General features: G+C 64.6%; 25 protein-coding genes. 9 read left to right on the plus strand and 16 right to left on the minus strand.

Translation table 11 applies throughout. The annotated features are described in order from the left end of the window. Nucleotides 1-8: 8 nt before the first annotated feature. The 7 genes from rsmA to O3932_RS06965 form a co-directional block, all read right to left on the minus strand. The gene (rsmA, locus tag O3932_RS06935; RefSeq protein ID WP_371537231.1) at nt 9-992 is read right to left on the minus strand and encodes a 16S rRNA (adenine(1518)-N(6)/adenine(1519)-N(6))-dimethyltransferase RsmA; all 984 of its coding nucleotides are present in this window, start codon (nt 990-992) and stop codon (nt 9-11) included. Nucleotides 993-1,056: 64 nt separating this feature from the next. Then, on the minus strand, nt 1,057-1,710 hold the full coding sequence (locus O3932_RS06940; protein WP_009647964.1) for a DUF4230 domain-containing protein: 654 nt from the start codon (nt 1,708-1,710) through the stop codon (nt 1,057-1,059). A 378-nt stretch (nt 1,711-2,088) separates the two neighbouring features. Then, nucleotides 2,089-3,501 carry a ubiquitin-like domain-containing protein gene (locus O3932_RS06945; protein WP_315295460.1) on the minus strand — a complete coding sequence of 471 codons (1,413 nt, stop codon included), beginning with the start codon at nt 3,499-3,501 and terminating at the stop codon, nt 2,089-2,091. Nucleotides 3,502-3,598: 97 nt separating this feature from the next. Further along, nucleotides 3,599-4,768, minus strand: coding sequence for a transglycosylase family protein (locus tag O3932_RS06950; protein WP_371537235.1), 1,170 nt, complete (start codon nt 4,766-4,768; stop codon nt 3,599-3,601). Between the two features lie 235 nt (nt 4,769-5,003). After that, entirely contained in the window at nt 5,004-5,918 is a 915-nt protein-coding gene (locus O3932_RS06955; protein ID WP_371537238.1) for a TatD family hydrolase, read from the minus strand. 39 nt (nt 5,919-5,957) lie between these two features. Then, the gene (locus O3932_RS06960) at nt 5,958-6,542 is read right to left on the minus strand and encodes a DJ-1 family glyoxalase III (protein ID WP_296503601.1); all 585 of its coding nucleotides are present in this window, start codon (nt 6,540-6,542) and stop codon (nt 5,958-5,960) included. A 112-nt stretch (nt 6,543-6,654) separates the two neighbouring features. Further along, nucleotides 6,655-10,080 (minus strand): ATP-binding cassette domain-containing protein, encoded by a 3,426-nt coding sequence (locus O3932_RS06965; protein ID WP_371537241.1) that lies wholly within the window; start codon nt 10,078-10,080, stop codon nt 6,655-6,657. A 218-nt stretch (nt 10,081-10,298) separates the two neighbouring features. On the opposite strand from O3932_RS06965, the gene O3932_RS06970 reads away from it, so the two are divergent. Next, the gene (locus O3932_RS06970) at nt 10,299-10,871 is read left to right on the plus strand and encodes a GNAT family N-acetyltransferase (RefSeq protein WP_009649212.1); all 573 of its coding nucleotides are present in this window, start codon (nt 10,299-10,301) and stop codon (nt 10,869-10,871) included. Between the two features lie 78 nt (nt 10,872-10,949). On the opposite strand, the gene O3932_RS06975 is transcribed toward O3932_RS06970, so the two are convergent. After that, the gene (locus tag O3932_RS06975; RefSeq protein ID WP_371537290.1) at nt 10,950-12,911 is read right to left on the minus strand and encodes a cation:proton antiporter; all 1,962 of its coding nucleotides are present in this window, start codon (nt 12,909-12,911) and stop codon (nt 10,950-10,952) included. A gap of 220 nt (nt 12,912-13,131) precedes the next feature. On the opposite strand from O3932_RS06975, the gene O3932_RS06980 reads away from it, so the two are divergent. Together O3932_RS06980 and O3932_RS06985 are read left to right on the plus strand one after the other, a co-directional pair. Continuing rightward, complete coding sequence (locus O3932_RS06980; protein ID WP_009649207.1) at nt 13,132-13,725, plus strand: protoglobin domain-containing protein; 594 nt, start codon at nt 13,132-13,134, stop codon at nt 13,723-13,725. Next, nucleotides 13,694-14,293, plus strand: coding sequence for a methylated-DNA--[protein]-cysteine S-methyltransferase (locus O3932_RS06985; RefSeq protein ID WP_009649206.1), 600 nt, complete (start codon nt 13,694-13,696; stop codon nt 14,291-14,293). The genes O3932_RS06980 and O3932_RS06985 overlap by 32 nt, the downstream gene beginning before the upstream one ends. A 1-nt stretch (nt 14,294) precedes the next feature. On the opposite strand, the gene O3932_RS06990 is transcribed toward O3932_RS06985, so the two are convergent. After that, nucleotides 14,295-15,617, minus strand: a complete 1,323-nt coding sequence (locus O3932_RS06990) for a hypothetical protein (protein ID WP_371537244.1) — start codon at nt 15,615-15,617, stop codon at nt 14,295-14,297. 209 nt (nt 15,618-15,826) lie between these two features. Between O3932_RS06990 and O3932_RS06995 the strand changes: the two genes are divergently transcribed. Next, nucleotides 15,827-16,090 (plus strand): type II toxin-antitoxin system Phd/YefM family antitoxin, encoded by a 264-nt coding sequence (locus tag O3932_RS06995; RefSeq protein WP_314567950.1) that lies wholly within the window; start codon nt 15,827-15,829, stop codon nt 16,088-16,090. A gap of 2 nt (nt 16,091-16,092) precedes the next feature. Further along, nucleotides 16,093-16,350 carry a type II toxin-antitoxin system RelE/ParE family toxin gene (locus tag O3932_RS07000; protein ID WP_371537248.1) on the plus strand — a complete coding sequence of 86 codons (258 nt, stop codon included), beginning with the start codon at nt 16,093-16,095 and terminating at the stop codon, nt 16,348-16,350. Between the two features lie 2 nt (nt 16,351-16,352). Here the strand turns inward: O3932_RS07000 and O3932_RS07005 are convergent, their stop codons facing one another. The 4 genes from O3932_RS07005 to O3932_RS07020 form a co-directional block, all read right to left on the minus strand. Further along, the gene (locus O3932_RS07005) at nt 16,353-17,075 is read right to left on the minus strand and encodes a nitroreductase (RefSeq protein ID WP_371537250.1); all 723 of its coding nucleotides are present in this window, start codon (nt 17,073-17,075) and stop codon (nt 16,353-16,355) included. A 72-nt stretch (nt 17,076-17,147) separates the two neighbouring features. Beyond that, the gene (locus tag O3932_RS07010; RefSeq protein WP_371537253.1) at nt 17,148-17,417 is read right to left on the minus strand and encodes a Txe/YoeB family addiction module toxin; all 270 of its coding nucleotides are present in this window, start codon (nt 17,415-17,417) and stop codon (nt 17,148-17,150) included. Next, nucleotides 17,410-17,667, minus strand: a complete 258-nt coding sequence (locus O3932_RS07015; RefSeq protein WP_314735835.1) for a type II toxin-antitoxin system RelB/DinJ family antitoxin — start codon at nt 17,665-17,667, stop codon at nt 17,410-17,412. Before O3932_RS07015 ends, O3932_RS07010 begins: the two co-directional genes overlap by 8 nt. A gap of 107 nt (nt 17,668-17,774) precedes the next feature. Then, nucleotides 17,775-18,824, minus strand: coding sequence for a beta-eliminating lyase-related protein (locus O3932_RS07020; protein ID WP_347715904.1), 1,050 nt, complete (start codon nt 18,822-18,824; stop codon nt 17,775-17,777). A gap of 139 nt (nt 18,825-18,963) precedes the next feature. On the opposite strand from O3932_RS07020, the gene O3932_RS07025 reads away from it, so the two are divergent. Beyond that, nucleotides 18,964-19,797 (plus strand): class I SAM-dependent methyltransferase, encoded by an 834-nt coding sequence (locus tag O3932_RS07025; RefSeq protein WP_371537255.1) that lies wholly within the window; start codon nt 18,964-18,966, stop codon nt 19,795-19,797. 32 nt (nt 19,798-19,829) lie between these two features. Here the strand turns inward: O3932_RS07025 and arfB are convergent, their stop codons facing one another. Both arfB and O3932_RS07035 read right to left on the minus strand, forming a co-directional pair. After that, the gene (arfB, locus tag O3932_RS07030) at nt 19,830-20,270 is read right to left on the minus strand and encodes an alternative ribosome rescue aminoacyl-tRNA hydrolase ArfB (RefSeq protein ID WP_371537257.1); all 441 of its coding nucleotides are present in this window, start codon (nt 20,268-20,270) and stop codon (nt 19,830-19,832) included. A 108-nt stretch (nt 20,271-20,378) separates the two neighbouring features. Next, nucleotides 20,379-20,978, minus strand: coding sequence for a uracil-DNA glycosylase family protein (locus tag O3932_RS07035; protein ID WP_371537259.1), 600 nt, complete (start codon nt 20,976-20,978; stop codon nt 20,379-20,381). Nucleotides 20,979-21,352: 374 nt separating this feature from the next. Here O3932_RS07035 and O3932_RS07040 point away from each other — a divergent pair, with 374 nt between their 5' ends. Continuing rightward, a complete protein-coding gene (locus O3932_RS07040) occupies nt 21,353-22,336 on the plus strand; it encodes an alpha/beta hydrolase (protein WP_371537261.1) in 984 nt (327 codons plus the stop codon). A gap of 84 nt (nt 22,337-22,420) precedes the next feature. Here the strand turns inward: O3932_RS07040 and hemQ are convergent, their stop codons facing one another. Beyond that, nucleotides 22,421-24,640, minus strand: a complete 2,220-nt coding sequence (hemQ, locus tag O3932_RS07045; protein ID WP_371537263.1) for a hydrogen peroxide-dependent heme synthase — start codon at nt 24,638-24,640, stop codon at nt 22,421-22,423. Nucleotides 24,641-24,834: 194 nt separating this feature from the next. On the opposite strand from hemQ, the gene O3932_RS07050 reads away from it, so the two are divergent. Then, a complete protein-coding gene (locus O3932_RS07050) occupies nt 24,835-25,758 on the plus strand; it encodes an ABC transporter ATP-binding protein (protein WP_371537265.1) in 924 nt (307 codons plus the stop codon). Then, nucleotides 25,745-26,506, plus strand: coding sequence for an ABC transporter permease (locus O3932_RS07055; RefSeq protein ID WP_314570221.1), 762 nt, complete (start codon nt 25,745-25,747; stop codon nt 26,504-26,506). The genes O3932_RS07050 and O3932_RS07055 overlap by 14 nt, the downstream gene beginning before the upstream one ends. Nucleotides 26,507-26,512: the final 6 nt, after the last annotated feature.

Below are 26,512 nucleotides of genomic sequence, written 5' to 3' on the forward strand. Positions count from 1 at the left end.
TGGATGTATCAGCGGGCTGCGGTCGACGCCGCGAGGGCACCACGGCCTCGGGCATTGATAACGGCACGCCCCAGCTCGACGAACTCATCAATCGAGAGGGTCTCTCCGCGGCGCGTCGGATCAATGCCGGCGGCGGACAGGAGGGCCTCGGAGGCCTCGGGGCCGCCCGCCCAGTTCTTCAGGGCCGCACGCAGGGTCTTGCGGCGCTGGCCGAAGGCCACATCGGTGACCTCGAAGGTAGCGCGGCGCAGCTCGTCATCGCCGCGCGGCGTCTCCAAGCGGGTCAGGCGCACGAGGGCGCTATCCACGCCGGGCACTGGCCAGAACACGGAGCGACCGATCGTCCCGGCACGCTCAACCGAGCCATACCAGGAAGCCTTGATGGAGGGCACGCCGTAGGTACGCGATCCAGGGCCGGCGGCCAGGCGGTCCGCGACCTCGGCCTGGACCATAACGACGACACCCTGGATGGAGGGGAAGGCCTCAAGCATGTTGAGCAGGACCGGCACGGCCACGTTGTATGGCAGGTTCGCGACGAGCTTCGTGGGCGCGGGCCAATCCACGCCAAAGTCATCAACCCCACTGATCTGCGTGGCGTCCATGGTGACGACGTGGAAGCGGTCGGCGGCCTCGCTCATGCGGGCGCGCACGGTCTCGGGCAGCGCGGCGGCCAGGGGCGGGTCGATTTCGACGGCCCGCACGCGCGCGCCGACTTCCAAGAGCGCCAGCGTCAGGGAACCGAGGCCGGGGCCGACCTCGACGACCTCGTCGCCTTCTTCGACGCCGCCAGCCGCGACGATCTTGCGCACCGTGCCCGCGTCGTGCACGAAGTTCTGGCCCAGCACCTTGGTGGGGCGAATACCGAGCGCCTCGGAGATTGCTTTCACTTCGAGGGGACCGAGCAGGCCCGTTTCGGAGGGGACAGCGCCCTCGGGTAGGGTCGGATCGAGGCGGCGGCGCGCATCGCGCTGGTTACGGGGGGATCGGCTCACGCTGGCAAGTCTAGTGCACGAGCCCCACGAGGCCGGGGCTAGGCACCGTGTGAGGCTCGGTCAGTCACGCGCCGGGTTCCTCTGCAAGCGTCACACGAACCTCGTACGCGCTAGCCCGTTCACCAAGGACGGCGTTAACCTGCCCTTTCACTACCTCCTTCAAGCGATTCTGCGCTTTATCAAGCAGGCCTTTTGCGACAGCCTCGTCTTTCGCAGCAGCTTCACGATCCGCCAGGAAACTGGTCACCTCACTGACCTCTATCTGATTGACGATAGAAAAGGACTGGTCGTAGGTCTCGATAGACGCTGGATCGATGGATGAGGAGAGGATCTCTACCGTGGGGACAGTGACTGTCACAACATGAGCTCCTTCGTCAGCCTGAACTTGAATCTGGCTCACGTCGGTCAGCCCAGCCTTCACCTCGCCCGAATAGGTGATGAGGTAATGAGCGCTGGTACCCGGTACTTCCATACCGAAGAACTTGGTTCCTTCCTCGGAGTATTTGCCCACCTGAGTAAAAACATACGACTCGGTTGCGAGTTCACCAATATCCGCAAAGGAGTTCTTCACGAGGGTCGTATCCACCGTGACGACAGGGGCAGTCTCCTGCTGCGACGCACCGAAACCAAGCATCGGCCCAATGTTCGCTCCACCAACAAAGCATACGGCGGCACCGATAATGACCACACCAGTTGCAAGAATGCCCTTCAACCTCATACTGACCTCACTAACAGAAAAAGAACAGATGGTAAGTGATCTAATTCGCCAATTCTAGGGTAATCATCGAGAGAAGACAAGCCCGCGCGTTAGTCAAGCAATGCCGCAGGCACTCCGCATTTGCGATCAGCACGCGGATAGGATGCGCACTCGCGGATAGGTTAGTAGCTCGCGGATAGGTTAATAAGCTATCCGGATGCGCACAACCTATCCGCATGTTTGCGCGCCGAGAGCCACCAACAGGGCAGCGCGGCACGCCGCCACCAAGCCAGCACACCCCACCACCACACCAACAGGCACCGCCACCACACCAACAGGCACACAAGGGTGGGTCCGGCAACTCTCGTTGCCGGACCCACCCTCACAGCAGCTTCAGGCTCAGTACCAGCCCACCGCGTTGGAGTGCGCCCACGCGGAGCAAGGGGTACCGTAGCGGCCCTTAATGTAGCCGATACCCCAGTTGATCTGGGTGATCGGGTTGGTCCGCCAGTCCGCGCCCGCCGAGGCCATCTTGGATCCTGGCAGTGCCTGCGGGATGCCGTAGGCACCCGAGTAGGCGTTCTCGGCGTAGGGGTTCCACTGCGACTCGCGGTTCCACAGGAGGATCAGGCACTGATACTCGCTATCACCCCACCCCTGAGCCGCGACGATAGGCCTGGCCAGGGAACGCGGATCCTCACCGGAGTAGTTCGTGGGGACGTCACCGACCTCGGCGGCGGCGTCGCCATTCTTCGATTCACCCTTAATCTCGGCGATTTCTTCCTTGCTGGAAATCGAGCCAAGCTTCGCGCGGTAGCGCACGGAGGTGGTGCCGTCGGCTTCCTCCTTCTCCTCCAGCGTGGCCTTCGGGTCGATGCCGGCAGCGACGAGGGCGGCCGGGGTGACTTCCTTCGTTCCCTCGCTACGCACCTGGGTCACGGGCTGGGAGGTGGAGTGCTCGGTGATCGGCACGGAGGTCAGGACTCGATCACCATCTTTCTCCTGCCACACCGTCCAGGTGGTCACGCCATTCTGGCCGGTCGTGGTCACCTGAGACTCGCCGACGAACATATCGTTGCTGGTCGTTGTGGTCTCGCTAAAGGGAATTTCGACTGTCTCGGTGGCCTCGCCGCGGGTCACGCGGCTGACGTTGATCGTCATCTCACCGGTGCTGCCGTTTTCGACGGTGACGCGGTCGAGGGCGTGCACGGAGACACCGGCAGACTCAAGGATCGCGCGCGTGTCCTGGCCGGGACGGACCGCGACTTCGCGGGTGGTGCCGTCGGCGCTCACGAAGATGTTACGGGGGCGGGAGACCAGCGGAGTGAGTTCGTCGCGCGACGCGGAGCGGTCGGCGGCAAGGGCCACCGTGGAACCCAGGGGCGCTGCGTCGGCAAGGATTCCGTCGGCCGAGGTGGCCGTGGTCCACAGGGTGCGGGTCTCGCCATCGACCGTCACGGTGTACGCGCGCGAGCTACGCACGACGATGGTGTCGCCCTCGTGCACAGTCTCGGCGAGGCCGGGCTGGACCAGGTCGCCGCTGCCGACGCTCACGTTCGCGACCTCAAGCGCGTCACCGACGGTGTTGCCCCACGCGGTAACCGGGCGGGTCACGCCGTTGACTTCGACCATGACAGTCGTATGCGAGGACGCGACGCCGTAGGCCGCCAGGCCGAGGACTCCCGCCGAGGCGAGAGTAGCGACGCTGAGAACAACACGCGGAGAGGGCGCGAAAGCGCGCACGTGTCCGCCGACGACATGCAGGGCGCTGGCAGCGGAGGCGCTCAGCGAGTTACTCAGGTGATGGCTCACAATACTCCCGGTTACTCAATATTGGTTCTGCTGGTCAGCTTAGCGCGAGGACCCCGACGAACGCTAGAACAGTAGCATTGCCGGGGCCCAAGTCACGTTAGACAAGGCCGAGCTTGTAGGCGCAGCCCCACTGGCCCCAACCGGCGCGCTGCTGGAGCATGCGCGCACGCATGGTCTGCTCCTCCGCCGAGGCGTCGGAAGGCAGGCCGGTACCGCCCACGGACTGCCATGTCGGCAGGGAGAACTGGTACATGCCATAGTAGCCGTTTCCCGTGTTGGTCGAGGGGTTTCCGCCGGATTCGCACTGGGCAATAGCGGCCCAGATGGCGGCGTCGTCCCCGGAGACGGCGGCCGAGCCGCCGGAAGAGGAGCCGGACGAGGACGAGTCCGATGACGAGGAATCAGACGACGAGGCGGGGGTCTCCTTGGGGTCCTCAGCCTTCTTCTTTTCCTTGGTTCCCTTGGAGACGATGTGGGTCGTCGGCTCGGTGCGGGTCGTGGTCAGGACGGCGGTGACGGTGACGTTGCCGTCGATGGTCTCCTGGTAGGATTCGGTCACCTCGGAGCCGGCGACGCCTTCCTGTACGACCTTCTCGGTGCCTTCTTCGGCCTCGGGATCTTCACGTTCTTCGGTCTCGAAGGGGATCTCGGTCGTCGTGGAGGACTTGCCGCGCACGACGCGGGCCACGCGCACGGTGGTCTCGCCGCCGCTGTTTTCGAGGGTCACGCGATCAATGGGACTGGCAGTGACGCCAGCCTTCTCCAGGATCGCGCTCGTGCCCTCGTCGGCGGAGGCGACGACGTCGGTAGTGGTCCCGTCGGCGACGACGTGGACGGTCTCACCGCCCTCGCCCAGCGGCATTTCGGCGCGGACGAAGGAGCGGTCGGCCGCCATTGACGAGGTCTGGGCGGGCAGGGCGGACAGGATGCCGGAGGCGGTCGAGGCCGTGGACCACGCGACGGTCTGGCTGCCATCAACGGTTACGTCGTAGGGCGTGGCGGTGCGAACGACGACGGTGTCGCCGTTGGAAACGGTTTGGTCGGCGGCAGGTGCGACGAGGTCGTGGGCCCCCACGCTGACGCCCGCGGTGTTCAGGGCATCCCCTGCGGTCGTGAAGAACCCGGACACGTCACGGCTTACGCCATCCACCTCGATGGTGACGTGACGGTAGGAGGTTCCAATTGTCGCGGCGGCAGCGCCGGCCACCAGAAGGGTCGTCGCGGTGGCGACGGAGATGACGGTTGTACGGGTAGGCTTAACGCTCACAGGGCTCCAGACCTTGTAGTTTCCGCCTCCGTGGCGCGCCCCGCGCCGCTTGCCACTCGGGGCGGCAGGCTGGCTCGCGTGGGCGTCCGAAAGCGGACTGACACCCTAACCGTAACCAATTTGTTACCGTTTTGCGACCTCTTTGATACACCTCACGCGCGAGGGCGCGCGGCCCGGAACCTGCCACGGCCTCGGCGCTGCGGGGCGTCAAAACTGACCTGACCGACTGAAAAACTCACCACCAGGAGCCGTAGACGGCCTCGGTGTTCGCACGCAGTTGGTCGCACGCAGCGGCTTCGCTGACCCCCCACAGCTCCGCGATGAATCGGACGGTGTGGGCCATGACGTAGGAGGCATTGGGGCAGCCGCGCCACGGGACGGGTGTCAAATAGGGAGCGTCGGTCTCGACGAGGACAAGTTCGCGCGGTAGGACCGCCAGGGCCGCGCGCAGGTCGGAGTTCGCCGGGTAGGTGATGGGGCCGGCGAAGGAGGCGTACCAGCCGTGCTCGGCGAGGCATTCGGCCATCGCCGCGTCCCCCGAATAGCAGTGGAAGACAATGCGTTGATCCGCGCTCGCGCACTCGCGCAGGATCTCCAGCGTGTCCTCGTGGGCGTCGCGGTCATGGATCTGCAGGGGTAGGCCGACTCGCTGCGCCATCTCGATGTGCGCGCGGAAGGACTCTTTCTGTGCCTCGCGGCCGCGCTCGGCCGTGCGGAAGTAGTCCAAGCCGCTCTCCCCTACCGCGACGACCATCGGGTCGCTCAGACGTTTCTCGACTTCGACCAGCGCTTCAACGAGGGGAACATGATGCTCGCGCACGATGGGGACCAGGCCGTCGGGTGAGGGATCGGCGCAGCCCGAGTGCAGGGCGGCATCGTTGGGGTGGATCGCGAGTGCGACACGCACGCCCTTGTGAACGCGTGCCAGTTCGATCATCGGGGCGAAGTCGGGCAGCTCGCAGGCGCTCGAAATGAACGCGGTAACGCCAACCTCGCGAGCCCGGCCCAGCTGCTCGTCCAGGCTCAGCGCCACGCCCTCACGCCGGGGAATCTCCCCGACGTGGGTAGGCAGGTGCGTGTGGTTATCCACCACGGGCGCGGCCAGGGGTGCGGGCGTGTCGGGCCAGGGACGAGGCTTACGCGGGCTCATGCGGGGCGGGTGTCCTTTCGTGGAAACGTGCAGGTGGTGTCAGTGGGTGCGCACGATGCCGCGGGAGATGGCCTCGGCCGCGTCCTCCCCCCGGAGCTGGCGCACGATCTCGAGGCCGAGGTCGATGGAGGTTCCGGCACCGCGGCTGGTCGTGATGAAGCCGTCGACGACGACGGGGTTGTCGTGGACGATGGCACCTCCAGCGGCGATGGCCTTAACGAAGGCCGGGTTGGCGGTCGCGTGGCGACCGTCGAGCACGCCCAGCTCAGCGAAGATCGAGGGGGCCGCGCAGATTGCGGCCATCGCTTCGCCCTCGTCGGCGCGGCGCAGCACCTCTGCCTGGATCGCGGGCGTGGCCTTCAGGTTTGTGGTGCCGGGAAGGCCACCGGGCAGGAACAAGACGGTGTAGGTAGACAGGTCCACGTCCTCGAGCATGAGGTCGGCGACAACGCGGATCCCATGGGAGCTGGTCACGTGGCGCGCGTCGGTCACAGAGATCAGGTCGGCGCGCACGCCAGCGCGGAACAGGATGTCGGCGACGGCCAGGGCTTCGACCGTTTCAAAGCCATCGGCCAGCATAATGGCGACGGTCGCGTCAGTAGCAAGGTTCTCGGGGGTGGGCATGGTTCCTCTTTCCTGGGGCAGTCACAGCGGGCTTACACCCAGGTTAGCGCAGCCGCGCCTACCCCGGGAATGAGCCACGGCCTCGACGCACGAGGGCCGAGGCCGACTCCACTCACTCGGAGCGCAGCGCCTCCACGGGGTCCTGGCGCGAGGCACGCGCCGCCGGGATGATACCGGCGATGACCGTCAGGCCGACGGAGACCGCGACCAGGGCGACGGCCGTAAGCGGCGAGAGCTGGGCAATGTTCTCCACGTTGAACGAAGAGTAGGCGATCGAGTTAGCGAGCGCACACAGCGCGTACGTGACGCCCACGCCGATGGTGCCCGCGAGGAAGCCTTCGATGACGGTTTCGGCGTTGAAGACGCGTGACACGTCACCCTTCGATGCGCCGATGGAGCGCAGGATGCCGATCTCCTTACGGCGCTCGAGGACCGAAATATAGGTGATGATCGAGATCATGATCGAGGAGACCACGAGCGAAATCGACACGAAGGCGATGAGCAGCCACGAGATGATGCCGACGATCTTCGTCACCGAACTCATGAGCGCACCCATGATGTCGGAGTAGGTGATGACCTTGTCGGTGGCACCCACCGCCTCATTGTCCTTGTTGTAGGTGTCGAGCGCAGCCTTCACCTTGTCCTTGTCCGCGAAAGACTTGGGGTAGATCGAAATGTTGGAGGGCGAGGCAATGTCCGCCCATCCCAGGTTCCTCAGGTTCATCTCCAGGGTCGGCACATTCGTGGAAAACATGGTCGCCATGAGGGCCGCGAGGGATTTCTCGTCCATATTGGACTGGAAGGCCTCCGCGAAGGCGTTGGGGTCCATCGAGAACGCGCTCGACATATCGGTCGCGAACTGATCCATGACCGTGTTCATCTGCGTTCCGATGGTGTCGGAGATCTGCGTCATCATCTGTGTCATGGCGGCTGTCATGGCCTCTTGCATGACCTGCCCAATCGCGGCACCCACGCCCTGCGTGAGGCTCGCACCCAGCTGGGCGGCGATCTGCGTGGAGATCGCGTTCATGACCTGCGTGGAAATGTCGGTGCCGATCTTGGCCAGCGCCGGATCATCCCCGATGGCTTTCATCAGATTAGCGCTGAGTTTGTCGGCGTCCACCACCTGGTCGGAGCCGACCGCCGTTTGAATCTTCTCGAGAACCTCGGGCTGACTGAAGTAGTTGGCGGCCAGGACCGCAAAGTCCGTCGTACCGCCCTCTTCGATCTGCTTCTGGGCGTATTCCTGGAACCCCTGAGCGATCTCGCTGGCCTGAGCGCTCAGGTATTCCCCGGCCCCGTCCTTGACTGCGCCGTCGGCGAGCGCAGATTGGATGATCGTGGGGAAGTCGATGGTGGCGAGTTCGGGGATGTCCTTGCTGAGGTCGCCGAGGTCCAGCTTGGACAGGTCGATGCCCATGCCGGACTGTGCGCCTGATTGGCCTGCGAGGTTCGAGAAGTCGAGGGTGGACAGGTCGAGGTTCGACAGGTCCAGGCCCGACATGTCGAGGGTGGAGAAGTCGATGCCGGACAGATCCATCCCGGAAAAGTCCATGCCCGACAGGTCCATCTGCATCTTATCGGGGTCGATTTGGAAGGCCGCAGAGAGTTTAGATTCGTCGACTGTGAAGAGTGAGGACATGTCGAAGCCACTGGACTGGCTCTTGTGGTCGTCTGCCAGTTCTGTGAAGGTCTTGCCGGTGAAAACATCGACGTCGGGCTTGGCACGCTGAGCCTTGACAATCGGGCTGGCGCTGGCCTCCTCGATGATCTGATAGGTCAGGGCGGGGGTGTAGGCAATGCCCTGACGCAGCGCCCCTCCCTTGTTGGAGTTGGGCTTAACGATTCCGGAGATGGTCAGCTCCTGACCGTCGTCCACGAGCTTCTTCATGTAGTCGGCGTCTGAGGAGCGGTCTGTCCATACCTTGTAGGTCTCGTCCCACGTGTACTTGTCGAAGGCGTTGATGCGACGGAAGGTGGTGCTCAGGATCGTGGAGTAGTCGTAGGTCGCGTCGCTGGTCCCCGACTGTGCGTTCGTCTGCGCATCGGCCGGCGTTTTACCGCCGAGCGCGCCCTGGTAGTAGGTTCGCATGAGGTCGTCGAATTCCTTGTGGTCTTTCAGACCCAGGGTGTATTCGAAGAGGTTGGGGATATTGCCGTCCTCGTCGAGGACCAGGATCACCTGGTTCGCACCGCTTGGCCAGGAGCCAGCGACGAGGTCGTACGCGGAGGTGTAGAGCGAGGCCGTGGCGGGCATCTGGTAGAAGGCGTTCGTCTGCATCATCGACCCAAAGGCACCCGACCCGAAGCCGGCCTCCATCTGCTTCATGGACTGGTCGGGGCTGACTTGAACGGTCGACTTGGATGTGTCGGATTGGAAGATCTGCGGGACCACGTCGTAGTCGTATTCGATGGCGTTGACCATCGTCTCGACGTTCCCGCCGTTGTTATCCAGGTAGGTTTTGAGGGAGGCCAGGTCGTTGGTTTTCGCGTCGCGGATCGTGTCGGCAAACGTGCGCATCTGGGAGACGCCGACCTGACCATCGGGTGCTGGCTTATCTTTCTTGGAGTCCGAGGCTGACACGGACAGGGCGGCGGTCATGTCGACGCCGGTCTTTTGGATTGTCAGCGGATACGCGCCCAGCGTCTCTTCTTCGGTCTTTGCGATGTATGCGTTCGTCCCGTTGGCCAGCGCGAGGATCGCCGCGATGCCGATGATGCCGATAGACCCCGCGAAGGAGGTCATGAGCGTGCGGCCCTTCTTGGTCATCAGGTTGTTGGCCGACAGGGACAGGGCGGTCACAAAGCCCATGGACGTGCGGCGCGCGGGCTTCGCGGCTCGTTGGTCCTCAGCGGCGGGCACGAAGGGATCGGAGTCGGCGACGATGCAGCCGTCGGCCAGCTCGACGATGCGGGTGGCGTACTGGTGGGCGAGCTCGGGGTTGTGCGTGACCATAATGACGAGGCGGTCGCGGGCCACGTCGCGCAACAGGTCCATGACTTGCACGCTGGTTGCGGAGTCGAGGGCACCGGTCGGTTCGTCAGCCAGCAGGATCTCGGGGTCGTTGATGAGAGCGCGCGCGATGGCGACACGCTGCATCTGGCCGCCCGACATCTGCGAGGGCTTCTTGTTGACGTGGTCCTTCAGGCCGACGCGTTCAAGGGCATCGAGGGCGCGCTTGCGGCGCTCGGAGCGGGAGACACCGGACAGGGTGAGGGCCAGCTCGACGTTGGCCAGGACACTCTGGTGTGGGATCAGGTTGTAGGCCTGGAAGACGAAGCCGATGCGGTTGTTGCGGTAGGCGTCCCAGTCGCGTGCCTTGTAGTCCTTCGTCGAGATGCCGTCGATGACGAGGTCGCCCGCCTCGAAGCGGTCAAGGCCGCCGATGACGTTGAGCATCGTTGTCTTGCCCGAGCCGGACTGACCGAGCACGGCCACGAATTCGTTGTCGCGGAACGCCACGGAAACTTTGTTGAGCGCCACCTGCACGAGGCTGGCGGTCTGATAGGCCTTGACTATTTCTTTCAGCTCAAGCATGCATCATCCTTACCGTTCGTCCCACTGTGCACATACAAGCCTAACCGAGCGACTTCTGGCGATGATCGGGAATTCTCACGCCTCGACCCCTGATCGGCCCCCGATTCACCCCTGAGAAATCACGCCGAAAACCCGGTATTCCATCGAGAACCCAGCCCCGGCCTCGTCCTCGGAGCACGGTCGAATGTCCGCGTACACGCCACAGGTATCATGAAGCCATGACAGACCTCACCCAGATTCCCGTGCCCAACGACGGGCCGATCACCGACAAAGTCCTGGAGATCTACGAGCGGTCCTTCCCACCTGAGGAACAGGTCCCCATGTCCGAGCTGCGACGCAGCGCCGAGCGCGACGAAGTGTCTTTCCTTGCCTGGATCGACCCGTCCCTCCCAGCGGGCGAGGACGGGGCCGGAAACGTGGTCGCCCTGACCTTCTCTTTCGTCTTCCCCGACCTGTTCTACCTGGGTTTCCTCGCGGTCGACGGGCGCACGCGCAGCGCCGGCTACGGCTCGCGTATCCTGGCTCATTTCCGCGAGCGCTACGCGGGCATTCCCCAGCTGCTCGAGATCGAGCCTCTCACGCGCGAGGCGGCGAACTACCAGCAGCGCGTGCGCCGCCTGGCGTTCTACGAGCGCAACGGCTTTGCGGTCACGAACATGATCACGCACGAGGCCGACCAGACCTACCGGGTCCTGGCGCGGGTCGGTATTGTGACGCCGGAGCGCCTGGAGGAAGCCCTCAACTCCGTGACCGACGATCCGGCCTACGCGTCGCGCGTGACGACAGACTGAGGCCTCGTCTCTGCCTCGCCTCCCGCCGGGCCGTCCCTCCTCGGGTGCGGCCCGGTGTGTCGTGCGCGCGGGCGGCTCTCAGTGCTCGGAGCCGCGGCTGGAGACCAGGAGGATTTCCTCGTTGTCGAGGCGGGCGAGCGCACCCTCGAGGGCCGCCGAGGAGAAGATCCCCTCGTCGCGGGCCTGAAGGAGGGCGGCGCGCTGTGCATGGATGGCCTCCAGCGCCAATTCACGGATCTGGTCGCGCGTGAAGGAACGTTCAACCTCCTCCTCGCTCATGTCGACGGTACCGTGGCTCTCGTCGTCCGCCTCACTCGCGGAATCCGCGCCCTGTGTGACAACGGTCGTAAGGTCTTCGTCCGTGCATTCCGGGCACAGCCCATCACGCGTCGCCCCCGCCTGAGCAGCTGCGTCCTGGAGGATGTCCGTGAGGACGCGGTCTGCGGCGTGCGCCGTACGCGTTTGTTCACCCGTAGCCTCGTCGGTCAGCGCGTGCCCCAGCCGGGACAGCGTGCGTGAGATCCCCGCGGAGAGCAGGGTCTTGCCATCAACCTCATGGATCGCCTGCGCGAGGGCTGTATCCACCAGCGCCGAGCCCATCACCTTCAGGAGCTTATCGTGCTCTTCCTCGGAGATATCGCCCGAGGCCATCTGCGGTTTTACGAGACGAATCAACCCCGGCAAGGTCAGGCCCTGGATGACGAGGGCACCGGCCGCGATGAACAGCGCGATCGAGAGCAGCAGAGCGCGCATCGGAGCGTGCGTCGAGATTGTCTGCGCGGCGGCCAGGGTGATGGCACCACGCATTCCCGCCCAGACGATGACGCTGCCCTCGCGCGGACCCAGCGGCTCGTTCTCAAAATAATCCAGGTCGGAACCGCGTATGGCGTTGCGGCGCTCGCGACGCTTGAGGCGACGACGGTAGTGATTGAGTGCGTTCGCCCAGTGCTCCGGGCTCAGATTGCGGGCTTCGAGCATGTCCGCGTCGACCTCGCAGGCCTCGTTCATGCGCTTCTCGAAGCGCGCGATGCGCGTGCTCTCAACCTCGTAGCGGCGCTTGCGGTGGGTGCGGCGGTGATCCAGCCAGGCGAGCATGAAAGCGATGAAGACGGCGCGAATCACCATGATGAGCGCGCCGAGGGTGACGGCGAGGAAAGCTGCGAAGGTCAGGCCACCGGAGAACTCGGCGGTCTCCTCGACGATGCCGAAGGCCTGCAGGCCCATCGTCAGGAAAATCCCGCTCTCCAAAACGAGGGTCATGGTCTGCCAGTTCTGCTGGGAGAAACGCCTGTTGCTCGCGGAGATAACAGCCGCGCGACGGCGCGAGACAACCAGGCCGGCGACGACGGCGGCGACCAGGCCGGAGCCTCCCAGGTGCTCGGCGGGAATCGAGGCGATGAAGGGCATCGTGAAGGAGAAGACCGTGTCCGCTGAGGGTTCCTTGATGAGGGCGCGCACTCGCACGCCGACCTCGCCGACGACCCAGCCAATCGCGGCTGCGATACCGAGCGCGAGGGCGACCTTGCCGATGAGTATGCCCGGGTGGAGGGCGTGTTCGTCGGCAGCCAGGCCCGCGCTCATCGCGGCGGAAAGCAGTACGAGTGAGGTTGCGTCGTTGAAAAGCCCTTCGCCTTCGAGCACTGTGATAATCCGGTGCGAGACGCCGGAGCGTTTCGCGATCGAGACGGCAACCGCGTCCGTCGGGGACAGGACTGCGCCCAGTGCGACGCCCCAGGGCAGGGAGATTGCGGGGACCAACCAGTTGATGACGAATCCGACCGCGAAGGCGGAGAAGAACACGAGGGGTATCGCGAGCATCGCGACGGCGTGCATCTCACGGCGGAAGTCCATGGTCGGCATACGTACTGCGGCTGAGAACAGCAGCGGTGGTAGCACGATCTCGAGGATGATATGCGGCTCGACCTCGATGGCACCCACCTGGGGCAGAAAGCCGATCACCAGGCCGACGATCAACAGGATTAGGGGCGAGGCGACACGCACCTTGGGCGCGACGAATTGACACGCCACGATAATGAGCATTCCGGCCAGAGCGATAAGAAGGGGATCCACATGTCAATTGTATTGCGAGCAACCTCACCAGCGCTGCCACCATCTCGCCACAGCAGCTACGCGTCCCGCGAACGTGCACGGAGTACCATGCCCCACGCAGCTGCCTCCATCCCGACCCCACCTCGCTCACAATCCTCCCAGACGCGGAAGGTTCGTTCTACCATTGACGTATAGGTTCAAGGAGGTTCTCATGACCGCTTACAACCACTCGTCGGGGTACACCTACGGCACCGATGCCGTCCCCACGTCTCCTCTCACACTCGAGGATTTACGCCAGATTGAGGCCGCCGCTCACGTCCAGCCCAGCGACGCAGAGCTGCTCTCGCGAGCAGAACCCATCCTCGCACCTCATGCCATGGAAATGGTCGACACGTGGCGCGGGATTCTGGCTCAAAAGACGTACCTGGCAGCCCATTCCGCGCACCCAAACGGGCATCCGAACCCCGAGTACGCGCAGGCGTCAAAGCCGCGATTCGCCCAGTGGATCATCGACATGTGCACGCGCGAGCGGGACCAGGCATGGTTGGACTATCAGTACCTGATCGGCGCTCGACACATGTCTGCGGCGAAAAACGCAGCGGATGGAGCGGATTCGACGCCCTTCGTGCCTCTGCGCTACGTGCTCGCCTTCATCGCTCCAACGGTGGAGGTTGGTCACCGCCTCCTGGCTGAAGGTTTCGAAGGCGAAGAACTGAGTGCCGTCCGTGACGCGTGGACTCGCGCGGTGACCGTCGCCGTGACTGTGTGGGCCTATGCGTACCGCGACCACCCCGAGCAGTTCTGACCCGACGCTCGCCGCCTTCGATTCCCCCATTGGGCACCTGACGCTGGCGGCACGCGGCGGCGCGCTCGTCGGTGTCTGGGCACGCGGACAGCGCTTCTTTGGGTGCCCTGTCGGCGTTGACGAGGCCGTGGCCGCGTCCCTGGAGATCCTGCCCTCCCGGGCTGGCTCGGGGGGAGAATCGCGCGGTGTGACAGGCGAGGACGCGGCCGCACTGACGGCGGCCGCATCCTGGCTCGAACAGTATTTCGCTGGCGAGAACCCCTCCCCCGCTCGCCTTCACATAACCCCGGAAGGGACGCATTTCCAGAAGCACGTCTGGGAGGCGATGGCTCGGATCCCCTACGGACACACACGCACCTACTCCCAGATTGCGGCTCAGCTGCGCGAGGCCGGGGTCGCGGCCTCGCCCCGCGCGGTCGGCGGGGCCGTTGGCCGCAATCCCCTGCTCATCGTCCGCCCCTGTCACCGTGTGGTGGCCGCTAGCCACATGGGCGGCTACGCAGCCGGGGCCGAGGCCAAAGCCTGGCTGTTCGAGCACGAAGCGGCCACGGCCTCGTCTATCGGCTGACTCAGCCGTTCGCGCGGCCAGACGCTGCCGACTCGGTGGCCACGGCCTCGCCCCTTCGAGGCGTGACCAGATCGGAGGGCGACGCGTTCGCCTTCCGGTCAACGATATCCTTGGCGAGCGTGCTCGCGTCGCGGCGCAGCTGCTTGCTGTCGACGACAGACGCACGGGACAGCTCGCGGACCTTGTCGCGATGCTCGTCCGTGTACTCCAAGTGATCATCGTGCTTGTGAACGAGGAGGCGGATCAGCTTGCGGCGTAGGTTCTCCTCACGCGACACGCCCGCGCGCTCGCGCAGCCAACCGGCGGCCAGAACCACGAGGAGCGCGACGCCCAGCCATCCGATGATCGGGTACATGCCGCCGATCAGCTTCTTAAAGCCCATGAGTGAGGCCGCGTATCCGAGCGCAACGACGCCCACCAACACGATGCGCATGCGCTTTGTCGAGCCACCCGAGAAACGGCGCGCCGTCGCGAAAAACAGAGAGAACACCGTGTTGTAGATGAGCGCAAAGATGATGAGCGTGTAGACGAACGCAAACCACGGGTGGATCGTGCGCGCGATCTCAAGGGCCGGGACGTTCACGTCCCAAATTCGATCCATGTTCAGATAGAGGGCCAGAGCGTCGCCACCGATCACCAGGGCGATGATCGTGCCGCCGATGCGCCCGGCGAGGCGAGCCTCACCGATGCGCAGCACCGAGCCACCCAGCACGAAGGCCATGCCGATACCGTTGACGACGCACAGCGCGAAGTAGTTGATCGTCGAGAACCACAGGTTCGGCAGGGCCGGAGTGACCTGGGTAGCAGTCGCATTGAGTTCGGCCATACTCGGGTGCGGTGTCACCAGCGAGTAGATGACGAGAACAATGATCGCGATGACGATCATCGGGGTGAAGACGCCGATGACCTCCATGATCCGATCAAAATCCAGGAATGCAGTGAGGATCACGAGGCCCGAGCACACCGCGCTCCCCGCCCACGCGGGCAATCCGAATTGCTGTTCGAGGTTCGCGCCCGCGCCCGCGAGCATCACGAAGCCCATCGCGAAGCCAGAAAAAACGAGCACCACGTCGATGACGCGGCGCACGACGGGGTGAGTGATGCGTTCGAACACGTCATCGTGGTGGCCCGAGCGAAAGTAGGAACCCAGCTGCAGGGCGACGACACCGAAGATGATGTTGAGGACTCCCAGTGCGGCGATTCCAATCAGGCCGGGAGCACCAAAAGACAGGAAGTATTGGAGCAGATCCTGGCCGCTGGCCAGGCCAGCGCCGACGATGACGCCCACATACGCAAAGGCAACAGAGACATACTTTTTTGACATGGCGGCCCTTCCGATCGCAAACATGTTCCGAGGGACAGCTCAGTCCCTCGGCGGGCGCTCGTTTGTCTGCGCCTGCCGCCATTCTATACAGAATTACTTATAAACGATTAAAGATATCCTTACTTAACCTTGTTTAAACGGGACTAAGTACCCAACGCATATCCCGTACGCACACAACATTTGTGTACACTGTGTACTAAAATGGCATCATGAACACGCTTGCTTCCACAGTGTCGACTCGAGAACTACGCGCCAACCTCGCCGACGTCCTCGGACGCGTTTCCTACGGCGGCGAGAGGATCGGCGTCACAAAGAATGGACACCTGACAGCCGTCGTCATCGGCATTGAGGACCTGCAGACCCTCGAGGAACTCGAGGACGCCCGCGACCTTGCAGCATTCCGCGAGGCGATGCGTCACGACGATGGTGAGCGCGTGAGCCTGGCCGACCTGCGCGCCGAACTCGACGTTTGACAATGTACCGCGTCGAATTCACCTCGGCGGCGGCACGCCAGGTACGCAAGCTGGACCGCCCGGTGCGCACACGCCTTCTCAATGCCATCGAATCACTCGCCTACTCTCCACGCCCCGACGGGGTCAAGAAACTTGCGAGCACAGAAAACGCGTGGCACATCTGCGTCGGCGACTACCGGGTCATCTACTCAATCGAAGACGATGTCCTCGTCGTAACGGTTGTGCGCGTGGCACACCGACGCGAGGCCTATCGCTCGTAGCGTCACTTACCTTCGAGGAGCTGGATAGCCGGGCGCGGTGCCTGCATCGCGTTGATCGGAGCGTCGGGATCCGCGTAGCCGAGCGCGAAGCCGGTGATGAACTTATAGCCCTCGGGGACCTCGAACTCCTCGTCAACGGGGGCGCGCCAGGTGGCCAGGATGCCAACCGGGCAGGAATCGACGCCGCGCGACTTGGCGGACAGGAACAGGGTCTGGAGCATGAGGCCCGCATCCATGGCACTCCACGGGAGCATGTCCTCGTGGACAAACACGAACCCCATGACGGGAGCGTCGAAAGCGGTCACGTTGCGACGATTGACACGGTTGCGACCCTCGATGTCGCCGCGCTCGACGCCGTAGATACCGTAGAGGAGCTTGGCGACCTCGATCTGGGCGGGACGTAGCTCGTCCGGGTAACGCTTACGCACCGGGTAGTCACCGTCGGGCGCGGGAACCACGACGTCGGGGTCGACGGCCTTGCGAGCGTGTGCTTCGATCTCTTCGTCGAACAGACGTCCGTAGCGTTCACGCAGACGCTGGGCGCGCTCACCGGTGGCCAGGGCGACGCGGAAGGCACGCGTGTTCGACCATGACGGAGCCGCCGTCGCGTCAGCGAGGATCGCGTCGAGGACCTCGGCGGGGATTTCCTGGTCTGTAAAGGCGCGCGTGGAGCGGCGCGATGCGGCCAGGGCAGAAAAATCATTCGTCTCAGCGGTGAGTGTCATGCACTCAGGCTACCCCGGCCTCGTTCCCCTAAGCCACCCGGCCTACCCGCCGGACGGCCGTCGTTCTGCCAGCTAGTGATCCCCATAGTGCGTGCGGCATGAAATGATCTCGACTCGATCATCGCGCACGCGATAAACAAGACGGTTCGCCGCATCGATGCGGCGCGACCACCACCCTGAGTAACGCCCCCTCAGCGGCTCGGCTTTTCCAATTCCAGCATCATGCCCATTCCTGGCGATATCGCGCAGTAGCGCGTTGATGCGCTTCAAAGTCTTTCGATCCTGAGCTTGCCACCACAAATAATCCTCCCAGGCCTCAGAGGCCCAGACGAGGTCACGCATCCTCCACCAGCCCTCGGACCATACCCCGCCCGGCCTCCAGTTCCGCGATACCGCGGTCAAGGTGAGCGAGATTTGCGCGCGAGTAGAAGCTATCAACCTCCAAGACGAAGGGAATCCGCTGCTCCCGCGCCACTTTCTTCGCAAAGATCGTGAAAGCAGCATTCATGGAGAGTCCCATTTCCTTGCAGGCACGCTCCATCGCAGCCTTATCCTCAGCATCGAGCCGAACGGTCACCATCGCAGTAGCCATGCAACACCTCCAGAAATAGTTACACAACAGCTATATGCTAGCATTTCGATATCGTAAAGATATCGTTTTTAATGCACTCCATCCAGAGGAAAGCATTACTGTCACCCCTATTTGGCCAGGGCCTCCTCGAAGGCCAGCACGTCCTCCTCGGGGGTCGCCCAGGAGGTGCCAATGCGGGCGAGGTAACGGCCATCAGGCAGAGTCTCCCAGATGCCGTACCGCACCTTGTCCGAAAGACGCCCATGTCCGGCCTGATCGAGAGCCACGAATGTCAGGTTCGTCGGCGATTCCATGGTGACGACGTAGCCCGCGCGCTTGAGGGCCGCGCGAATACGGGCGGTCGCCTCGACGGCAGGCTTGCCGATCGTCAGGTAGAGACCATCTTCGAAAAGCGCCTCAAACTGCACGCCCAAGAGACGCCCCTTCGCCATGAGCGCACCGTGCTGCTTCATATGAGTGACGAACTGGCGGATCGACCCACGCTCGGGGATCACCACAGCCTCACCGAAGAGCGTGCCGCACTTGGTGCCGCCGATGTAGAACACGTCGGTCAGGCGCGCCAGATCGGCCAGCGTCACGTCGTTGGCGGGTGAGGCCAGCGCGTAGGCAAGGCGCGCGCCATCCACGAAAAGCTTGAGGTCGCGCTTGCGACACACGGCCGAGAGCTCCTCAAGCTCGCGCAGGGAGTAGAGGGTGCCGTACTCGGTGGGCTGCGAAATATAAACGAGGGCGGGGGCGATCATGTGGTCGCGCGCGCCGTCGCCCTCCCACGCCGAGTAGATGCGTTCGACGTCGGCGGCGTTGATCTTGCCGTCCACGGCCGGGGTGTCGAGGATCTTGTGGCCGCCGCGCTCGACGATGCCGGCCTCGTGCATGTTGATATGGCCGGTGTGCGGCGCGATGACCCCCTGCCACGGCAGGAGGATCGCGTCGATGACGGTCGCGTTCGTCTGCGTGCCGCCCACCAGGAAGTACACGTCGGCGTCGGGAGCCTGGCAGGCCTCGCGAATCAGGTTGCGGGCGCGCTCGCAGTGCTCGTCGGTGCCATAGCCGCTGGACTGCTCCATATTGGTGGCGACGAGGGCATCCAGCACCCGGGCGTGCGCACCTTCCTGGTAGTCACTGGAGAAGTTCGGCAGCGTGGCAGAAAAAGTCATTGGACCATTATTCCACGCGGTACGTCGAACGGTTTCCGTTACCCCGTGAGTATCTTTTCTCGTTCTACCACAAGGATTATCCTGACCGTAGCCAGGCGATGCCGCCAGGCTTCCCAACACAAAGTGAGGACGTTTAGCAATGCCGAGCGCCACTGGCGAACAGATGAACGCAATCAACCGCGACTCGCGAGCCTATTGGAACAAACGAGCCGCAACATTCACACGCTTCGCGACCGGCGAGTATGAGCGCTGGCTCACGGACCTCCTCGCGCTCAATCCCGGCGAGGAGCTGCTCGACATGGGCTGCGCGACGGGCACGCTCGCCGTCCCCCTGGCGCGCGCCGGGCACCGCGTCCACGGCTGCGACTTCGCCGAGGCCATGCTCGCAATCCTCGACAAGCGCACAGCCGCCGAAAACCTCCCCATCACCTCCCACCTGATGGCATGGGAGGACGACTGGGAGGCCTCGGGGCTAGGTGAGGACAGCGTGGACGTCGCCTTTGCGTCACGTTCCCTCATGGCCGAGGCCGTGGCCCCCTTCGTCGCCAAGCTCGACTCGGCAGCACGCTCGCGCGCGGCGGTCGTCGTACCCGCAAGCCTGCCGCCATCCTCGGACCCGCGCCTGCTCACCTACCTGGGGCGCGCAGCCAAGCACCCACACAACGCCCGCAAAGTCCTACGCGCGCTGCGCGCAATGGGCAGAATCCCAACCTGCGCAACCACCACAACCTTCCGCCCCATGCGTTTCTCATCCTTCGACGAGGCCTACTCCGACCTGCGCCGTCTCGCCCGCCCCGAGCCGTTCACGAACCGCGAGCAGCGGCTCTTCGACGCCTACGCGGCCCAACACTTCGTGTGCGAGGCCGCCACCGACGCCTCGGAAGAGAACAAGGAGCAATGGATCCTCGACTACACGTTGCCCGTCACCTGGGTGTTTATCGGCTGGCGCACCGACGGGAACCGATGGGACTAACCAGACCCGGCCTCGTTCCTGAACCCGCCTTCTTAGTCCGCGTCGGGGCGACGCCTGCGCGCCTTAATCTCGGCTCGCCTCTTCTTGGCGGCGAGGCGACGCAGCTTGGACGCGCGCGTCGGCTTCGTCGCACGCCTCGGGACGGGCGGAGTAAGCGCTGCGCGCAGGACTTCGGCGAGGCGCTCGCGGGCGGCCGCGCGATTGCGGCGCTGGGAGCGGTGCTCGGAGGCGGTGACGGTCAGGATACTTCCGGTCAGGCGTTCCCCAAGCTCACGCAGGGCACGCTCACGCTGCTTCTCATCCAGGGCGGTTGTGGACGCCAAGTCCAAGCTGAGCTGCACCCGCGAGTCCGCGGTGTTGACGCCCTGGCCGCCGGGACCCGATGCGTGAGAAAAGCGCTCGATCAACTCCCCCGCGGGCACGACGAGGCCACGCGGGCAGCCAGGCCCGGCGGGAATACGCAGATCATCCATGCGCCCTAGTGTGCACCACCCAACCCGGCCCCGGCCTCGTGAATCCACGGGCACACGATGCACGTGGGAACCGACGTACGTTTATACGCCGATTCTCACGTATAACGTTCAGGCCATGAGTTCGGCGACCCGCTTCTTCAGGTCGGGCAGCACGTCGGTGGCGAACCAGGGGTTCTTCTTCATCCACATCTGGTTGCGCGGTGAGGGGTGGACCAGTGGGAAGTACGTGGGCAGGTAGTGCTTGTAGTCGCGCACGACATCCGTGAGGGAGGCCGAGGACTTCAGGTCCAGGTAGCGCCTGGTCGCGTACGCGCCAACGAGGATCGTCATATCCAGGTGCGGCATGAGTTCAAGCAGGCGTGGGTGCCACTTGTCGGCGAAGTCCTTGCGGGGTGCCAGGTCGCCGCTCTTTCCAGTGCCCGGGAAGTAGAAGTCCATGGGGACGATCGCGAGCTTACCCGAGTGATAGAAGGTATCGCGGTCGATGCCCATCCAGTCGCGCAGCCGGTCGCCGCTGCGGTCGTTCCACACAATGCCGGTTTCTTCGGCAATGCGTCCGGGTGCCTGGCCGACGATCATGATGCGGCACTGCGGCCCCGCAAAGAACAGCGGGTCGATCCCACGCTTCGTGTACGAGGCGTTGGCCGGGTCTGCGGCGATCTCCTCCGCGATTGCACGGACGGCTGGATCGGTGATCTCGGGAGTCATACATTCAGCGTATGACACGCCCACACGCAAACCGCCAACAACACGTCGGAGGTCACATAACAGTAAACACCAGACACCCGCCGCGCGGATACCAGGCACACACCATAGTTCCCCACAAATGTCGCACGTAATTCCCCGACGCACGTTTTCATTCATCCCCACAAACACCGGAATTTCGACGATTACAATTCAAATCCTGAAAAATCATCGGGGGCATTACGTGCGAGATTGGTGGGGATGCGAAGCGCGGCAACGGCCACACCGATTAGTACCCACCGCCCAAGCGGGCATACAGTTGAGTCCATGAGGGCAGCCACAAGGCACGCGAGGCGCGACCAATGAACACCAGGTTCGTCAGGCGAACATCCAGGCAGATGACCACGATCATTGCATCACTTGCGATCGCGGCTTCCTTAGTCACCCTCGCAGGCCTCGCAGCAGCCACCCTTACCTCATCCGGACGCGAGCAGAAGGACCCTTCCCCCATCGCCATCGAGGAAGACGACAACCCCATTCCCGAGGCCATGGCCGGCCTGCTGGACACGGCCTCGTCCCTGCACGGCTCCATCGACACCCTGACGTATGAGCAGAGCTACGAGGGGACGGTCTACGACAAGCAGGCCTTCGTGTATGTGCCCGACTCCTACTCGCCCGCTCGCCCCATGAACGTCCTCTACCTGACGCACGGCTGGTGGGGCAACGCGGCAGGCCTCGCGGCCGGGGTCGCACCGGTCGTCGACAAGCTGGAGGCTTCCGGCGAGGTCTCACCGACCATCGTCGTGTTCGCGACCTACTATCCGGATCGGTCGTTCGCGACCGACGACTACGAGGACGATTACACGCTCAATCGTTTCTTCGCGACAACCGAGATCGACACGCTGATCTCGACGGTCGAATCGCGGTACACGACGTTTGCGCGCGGTGACCTGTCCGACGCCTCGCTGCGGGCCTCGCGCAGGCACCGCGCGTTCGGCGGTTTCTCAATGGGCGCGACGACCACGTGGGACGTCTTTGCCCTGCGCCCGCAGTACTTCTACGGGTACATGCCGATGGCGGGCGAGTCCTGGATCGGGCATGCGGAGGACGCCGATGAGGAGCGGATCGGGCAGCTGGTGACCGACGGGGTGCTGCGCGCGGGCTACGGGCCGAGCGATTTCCGTATCCTCGCGTCGGTCGGCTCGGAAGACCCGGCGCTGTGGGACATGACCCCGCAGCTCGACGAACTCTACCAGGACTACCCCGACCTCATGACGGAGTCCAGCCTGCAGGTATGGATCGACGACGGCGAAGACCACTCCATGACCTCGGTCTGTAACCAGGTCGCGCACAACCTGCCACTCCTGTTTCCCCATTCGTAGGGTCCCAGATGCCCAATTAACTCGGCCCCGGCCTCGTTCCTTGTTTCAGGGACGAGGCCGGGGCAACTTCTCAGATACGGGGCCTTATGCGCGGGGCTGGCGCTCGGCCCACTCGCCGAGGCTCACGCGCGGACCCGTGAAGAACGGGGTGTCCTCGCGCACGTAGAGGCGCGCCTCGGTGTAGCGCTGGGCGTGCATGACGCCCTCGAGACGGTCGAGGGTGTCGGCCTCGAACGCGAGCACCCACTCATAGTCGGAGAAGCCGAAGGCCGACAGGGTCGAGCCCTTGACGTCCGGGTACTGCGCGAAGCCGTTGCGGCCGTGTTCGGCCATGATGCGGGCGCGCTCTTCGGGGGCCTTGAGATACCAGTCGTAGGAGCGCACGAAGGGGTAGACCATGGCCCAGTCGCGGGGTGCGACGCCACCGAAGCAGGCGGGAATGTGGCGCTTGTTGAACTCGGCGGGGGTGTGCAGGCCCATGCAGGACCACACCGGGTCCAGGAACTTGCCCAGCGCCGACGCGCGCAGGCGGTGGTAGGCATCCTGCAGGACCTGCGGGTCGTCGTCGAGCCACCAGACCATCAGGTCGGCCTCGGCGCGGAAACCGGACACGTCGTAGAAGCCGCGGATTTCCGCGCCCGCGCCCTTCACGTAGTCCAGGGACTCGGCGACGATGCGGCCGCGCTCGCCGTCATCGGCGGGCAGGGACTCACCGAGTGCGAACACGGAGTAGAGGGCGTAGTGCTGCTTGTTGTTGACCTCGTCGAAGTCGATGTCCGTCGCGTCGCGCGGGTCGGTGACACGGGCGTGTGCGGCGTGCGAGTGGGGCGTCGCCTCGGTGCCCGCGTGGCGGGCCTGGTGGCGCGCGGCGTGCTCACCGACACGGTCTGGCACTCCTGCGGGATGTCCCGGGTTTTCCGGGTTCTGCTCGGGCGGCACGACGGCGTGGGGATGCGGGGTAGACATGGGGTCCTCCTGGGTTGGGGCTGGTTGACCGGCGGCTCGGCTGGGCGCGCCGGAAGCATGAGGGGTGGGTGCGGCGCCGGGATGCCCACCGGCACCAGCGGACGAGGCGTGGCCGGGGCGCGCCGGGGAGAGGCAGCAGTCGCTCGGGCAGACAGTGTGGAAGGGGCCGGTGCCCGTAACCGTCACGCGCATGGGATTCTCGCCTCGTGCCTGGGCGGCGCGCTCTTCGAGAACATCGACCAGGGAGGACACGAAGCCCGGGTCGGTGGAGACGGTGTCAGCGCGCTCGTAGGGGATCCCCAGGCGCGCGGCGGTCTCCTTCGCCTCGGTGTCGAGGTCGTAGACGACCTCCATGTGGTCGCAGATGAACCCGATCGGGACGACGACGGCGCCGGTCAGCGGCGTTGTGTCGGCTGCGATCTCCTCGAGGAAGTCGTTGACATCGGGCTCAAGCCAGCGGGCCTGCGGGGGTCCGGATCGCGAGCAATACACGAGGTCGTAGCCCAGATCCGCGCGCCCGAGGACGCGCCGCAGCTCGGGCATGATCGCCTGGATGAGGGCGTGGTGCTGGGCGACATAACTGACTTCGGTTGCCGGGGTTCCCGCGTGCGACGAGGCCTCACTCCCCTGCTGCTCGGCGCGCCCGCCCGAGGCCGCCACGGCCTCGTCGATCAAGGGGCGGAAGGGGAAGGGCGAGGATCCCGCCTCCATGCTGACGGGGATGGAGTGGGTGACGAAGATCAGGCGGATCCCGTCCGCGTCGACGCCGCGCGCCACCAACGCCTCCCACGCGCGCCGGACGGATGCGACCTGCGCGCTCGCCATGCCGGGGGTCGAGTAGTAGGGGCGGACCTTGTCCAGGATGATGTCGGCGTCGGGATTTCCGGCGCTGTCCTCGGCGCCCAGGACGATGGTGCCCCACTTCTCGCGCAGGGCCGCCGCGGCCTCGGCGAGGTCTTCGCGATACTGGCGACACCCCGAGTACGAGGCGTAGGCGGAGGTGGGCAGGACGAGGATGCGCCGGGCACCGGCCCCCGCGAGCTCGTCGAGGCCTTCGGCGACGAAGGGGTGCCAGTTGCGATTTCCCCACCCGACGGGGATGTTGTGCCCGCGGCGAGCGAGTTCCGCGGACAAGTCCGCGATCAGACGCTGGTTGCAAGCATTGATGGGCGAGACACCACCGAAACGCTTGTAGTGAGCGGCAACCTGAAGCAGACGCTCATCGGGGATTCCGCGACCGCGCGTCGCGTTGCGCATGAACGGCAGGACGTCGTCCGGGCCGTTCGGGCCACCGTAGGACAGCAGCATGATCGCGTCGTAGGTTTCCAAACCTGGCACTTTCAGTCCTCCTTCAGGCCTCGAGGAGACAGTGTAGGGCCGCTTCCCTCCCCGACGCAGCGACAGATTGTCAGAAAAACGCAGTAAATCAGTAGTTCACCCCTGCACACAAGACCGCCTTGCGTTCATAAGTTAACACTGTTAACCTTACCTGCGACACAAAGTTAACAGCGTTAACCGATGGGAGAAATACCGTGTCACAACCACACGCTCCAGCCCTGGACGTTCGGGAAATCCGCAAGAGCTACGGCACCCACGAAGTCCTGCGCGGGGTCGACCTGCGCGTGGAGTCCGGGCAGGTCCTCGGACTGCTCGGACGAAACGGGGCCGGCAAGTCTACGCTCATCACGATCCTGTGCGGCCTGCGCCGAGCCGACTCCGGAACCGCCAGCATTTGCGGCCACCGGCCCGCGTCCGCCGACGCCGCACGGCTGATCGGATACGCGCCTCAGGAGCTGGGCATCTACCCCGACCTGAGCGTCGCTCAGAACCTCGCGGCCTTCGGCGAGTTGCACGGACTCGGCCGACGCGAGGCCGCCTCGCGCGCGGATGAGGTCATGGAATTGCTCGGATTAAGCGAAAAACGCGGGCAGCGCGCATCCCACCTGTCGGGCGGGCAGCAGCGCAGGCTCCACGCGGGCATGGCGATCATGCACCGCCCGCGCCTGGTCTTCATGGACGAACCGACCGTCGGCGCGGACGTGGAGGCGCGCAGCCAGATCCTGCGCGCGGTCCGCCAGCTCGCCGAGGAGGGTGCAGCCGTCGTCTACACCTCGCACTACCTGGCCGAGTTCGAGGAGCTTGGATCCGACATCGCGATCCTGAACGAGGGGCGCGTCGTCGCGCGCGGCACGCTCGAGGAGATCATCGCTGGCCACGGGCGCGCCGAAGTCACCCTCGAGTTCGACCGCCGCGTTCCCGCGATCGACGGATGGAGCGCCGACGACAGAACACTCCGACACATCGGGGACGAGGCCGACCCCGGTTCGCGGATCGGCGAAGCCCTGGCCTCGCCCGCCCTTCAAGGCGCGCGCTTGATGGACGTGCGCATCACGCAGGCCAGCCTGCACAACGCGTATCTGCAGATCATCAAGGAGAGTGACCATGTCGCAGCTTAAGCAAATCGGAGCCATGACCCGTCTCAATATTCGTCTGCAACTCACCGACCCGGCGCCCACGCTCATCCTGACGGTCATCCCCCTGGTCCTGATCCCTTTCATGATGCCGGCGTTCAAGTCGATGCTCCTGGCCGACGGCTACACGGGCGTCACGGGAGCCGAGCAGGCGGTGCCGTCGATTGCGATCCTCTTTTCATTCCTGGCGGTGCAGAACATCATCGGCTCGTTCTTCAACGAGCGCTCGTGGGGCACCTGGGAGCGCCTCGAGGCCTCCCCGACCTCGCGCGCATCCATCCTGACGGGTAAGGCGTTGGTCGCGTTCCTCATGCAGACCGTCCAGATCGCTGTCGTCCTCGCGCTCGGCGCTCTCATCTTCGGCTACCGACCGACCGGCTCCCTCGTCGCGCTCGCCGCGATTCTCCTCAGTTTTTCGGCCGTCCTGTCGGCGCTCGGCGTCGCGCTCGCGCTGTGGTCGCGCAGCCGCGACGCCGCCTTGTCCCTGTCGAACATCATCGGCATGCTGGCGGCCGGCATCGGCGGTTCTTTCTCCACGGTCTCTTCCTTCCCGGATTGGGCGCAGCACACCGCACGCCTGTCCCCCGCTTACTGGGCGATCACCGCGATTCACGAGGTGAGCCTGGACGGAGCGAGTCTGTCAGACGTCGGGACTCGGATCGGCGTCCTGTGGGGTTTCTTCGCCGTGATCGCGGGGCTGGCACTGATACAGTTCCGGTATCACAGGGAGTAATAGCCA

Origin of the sequence: Pauljensenia sp. 20925_1_25, assembly GCF_041433955.1 — a bacterium.
Classification (GTDB): Bacteria; Actinomycetota; Actinomycetes; order Actinomycetales; family Actinomycetaceae; genus Pauljensenia.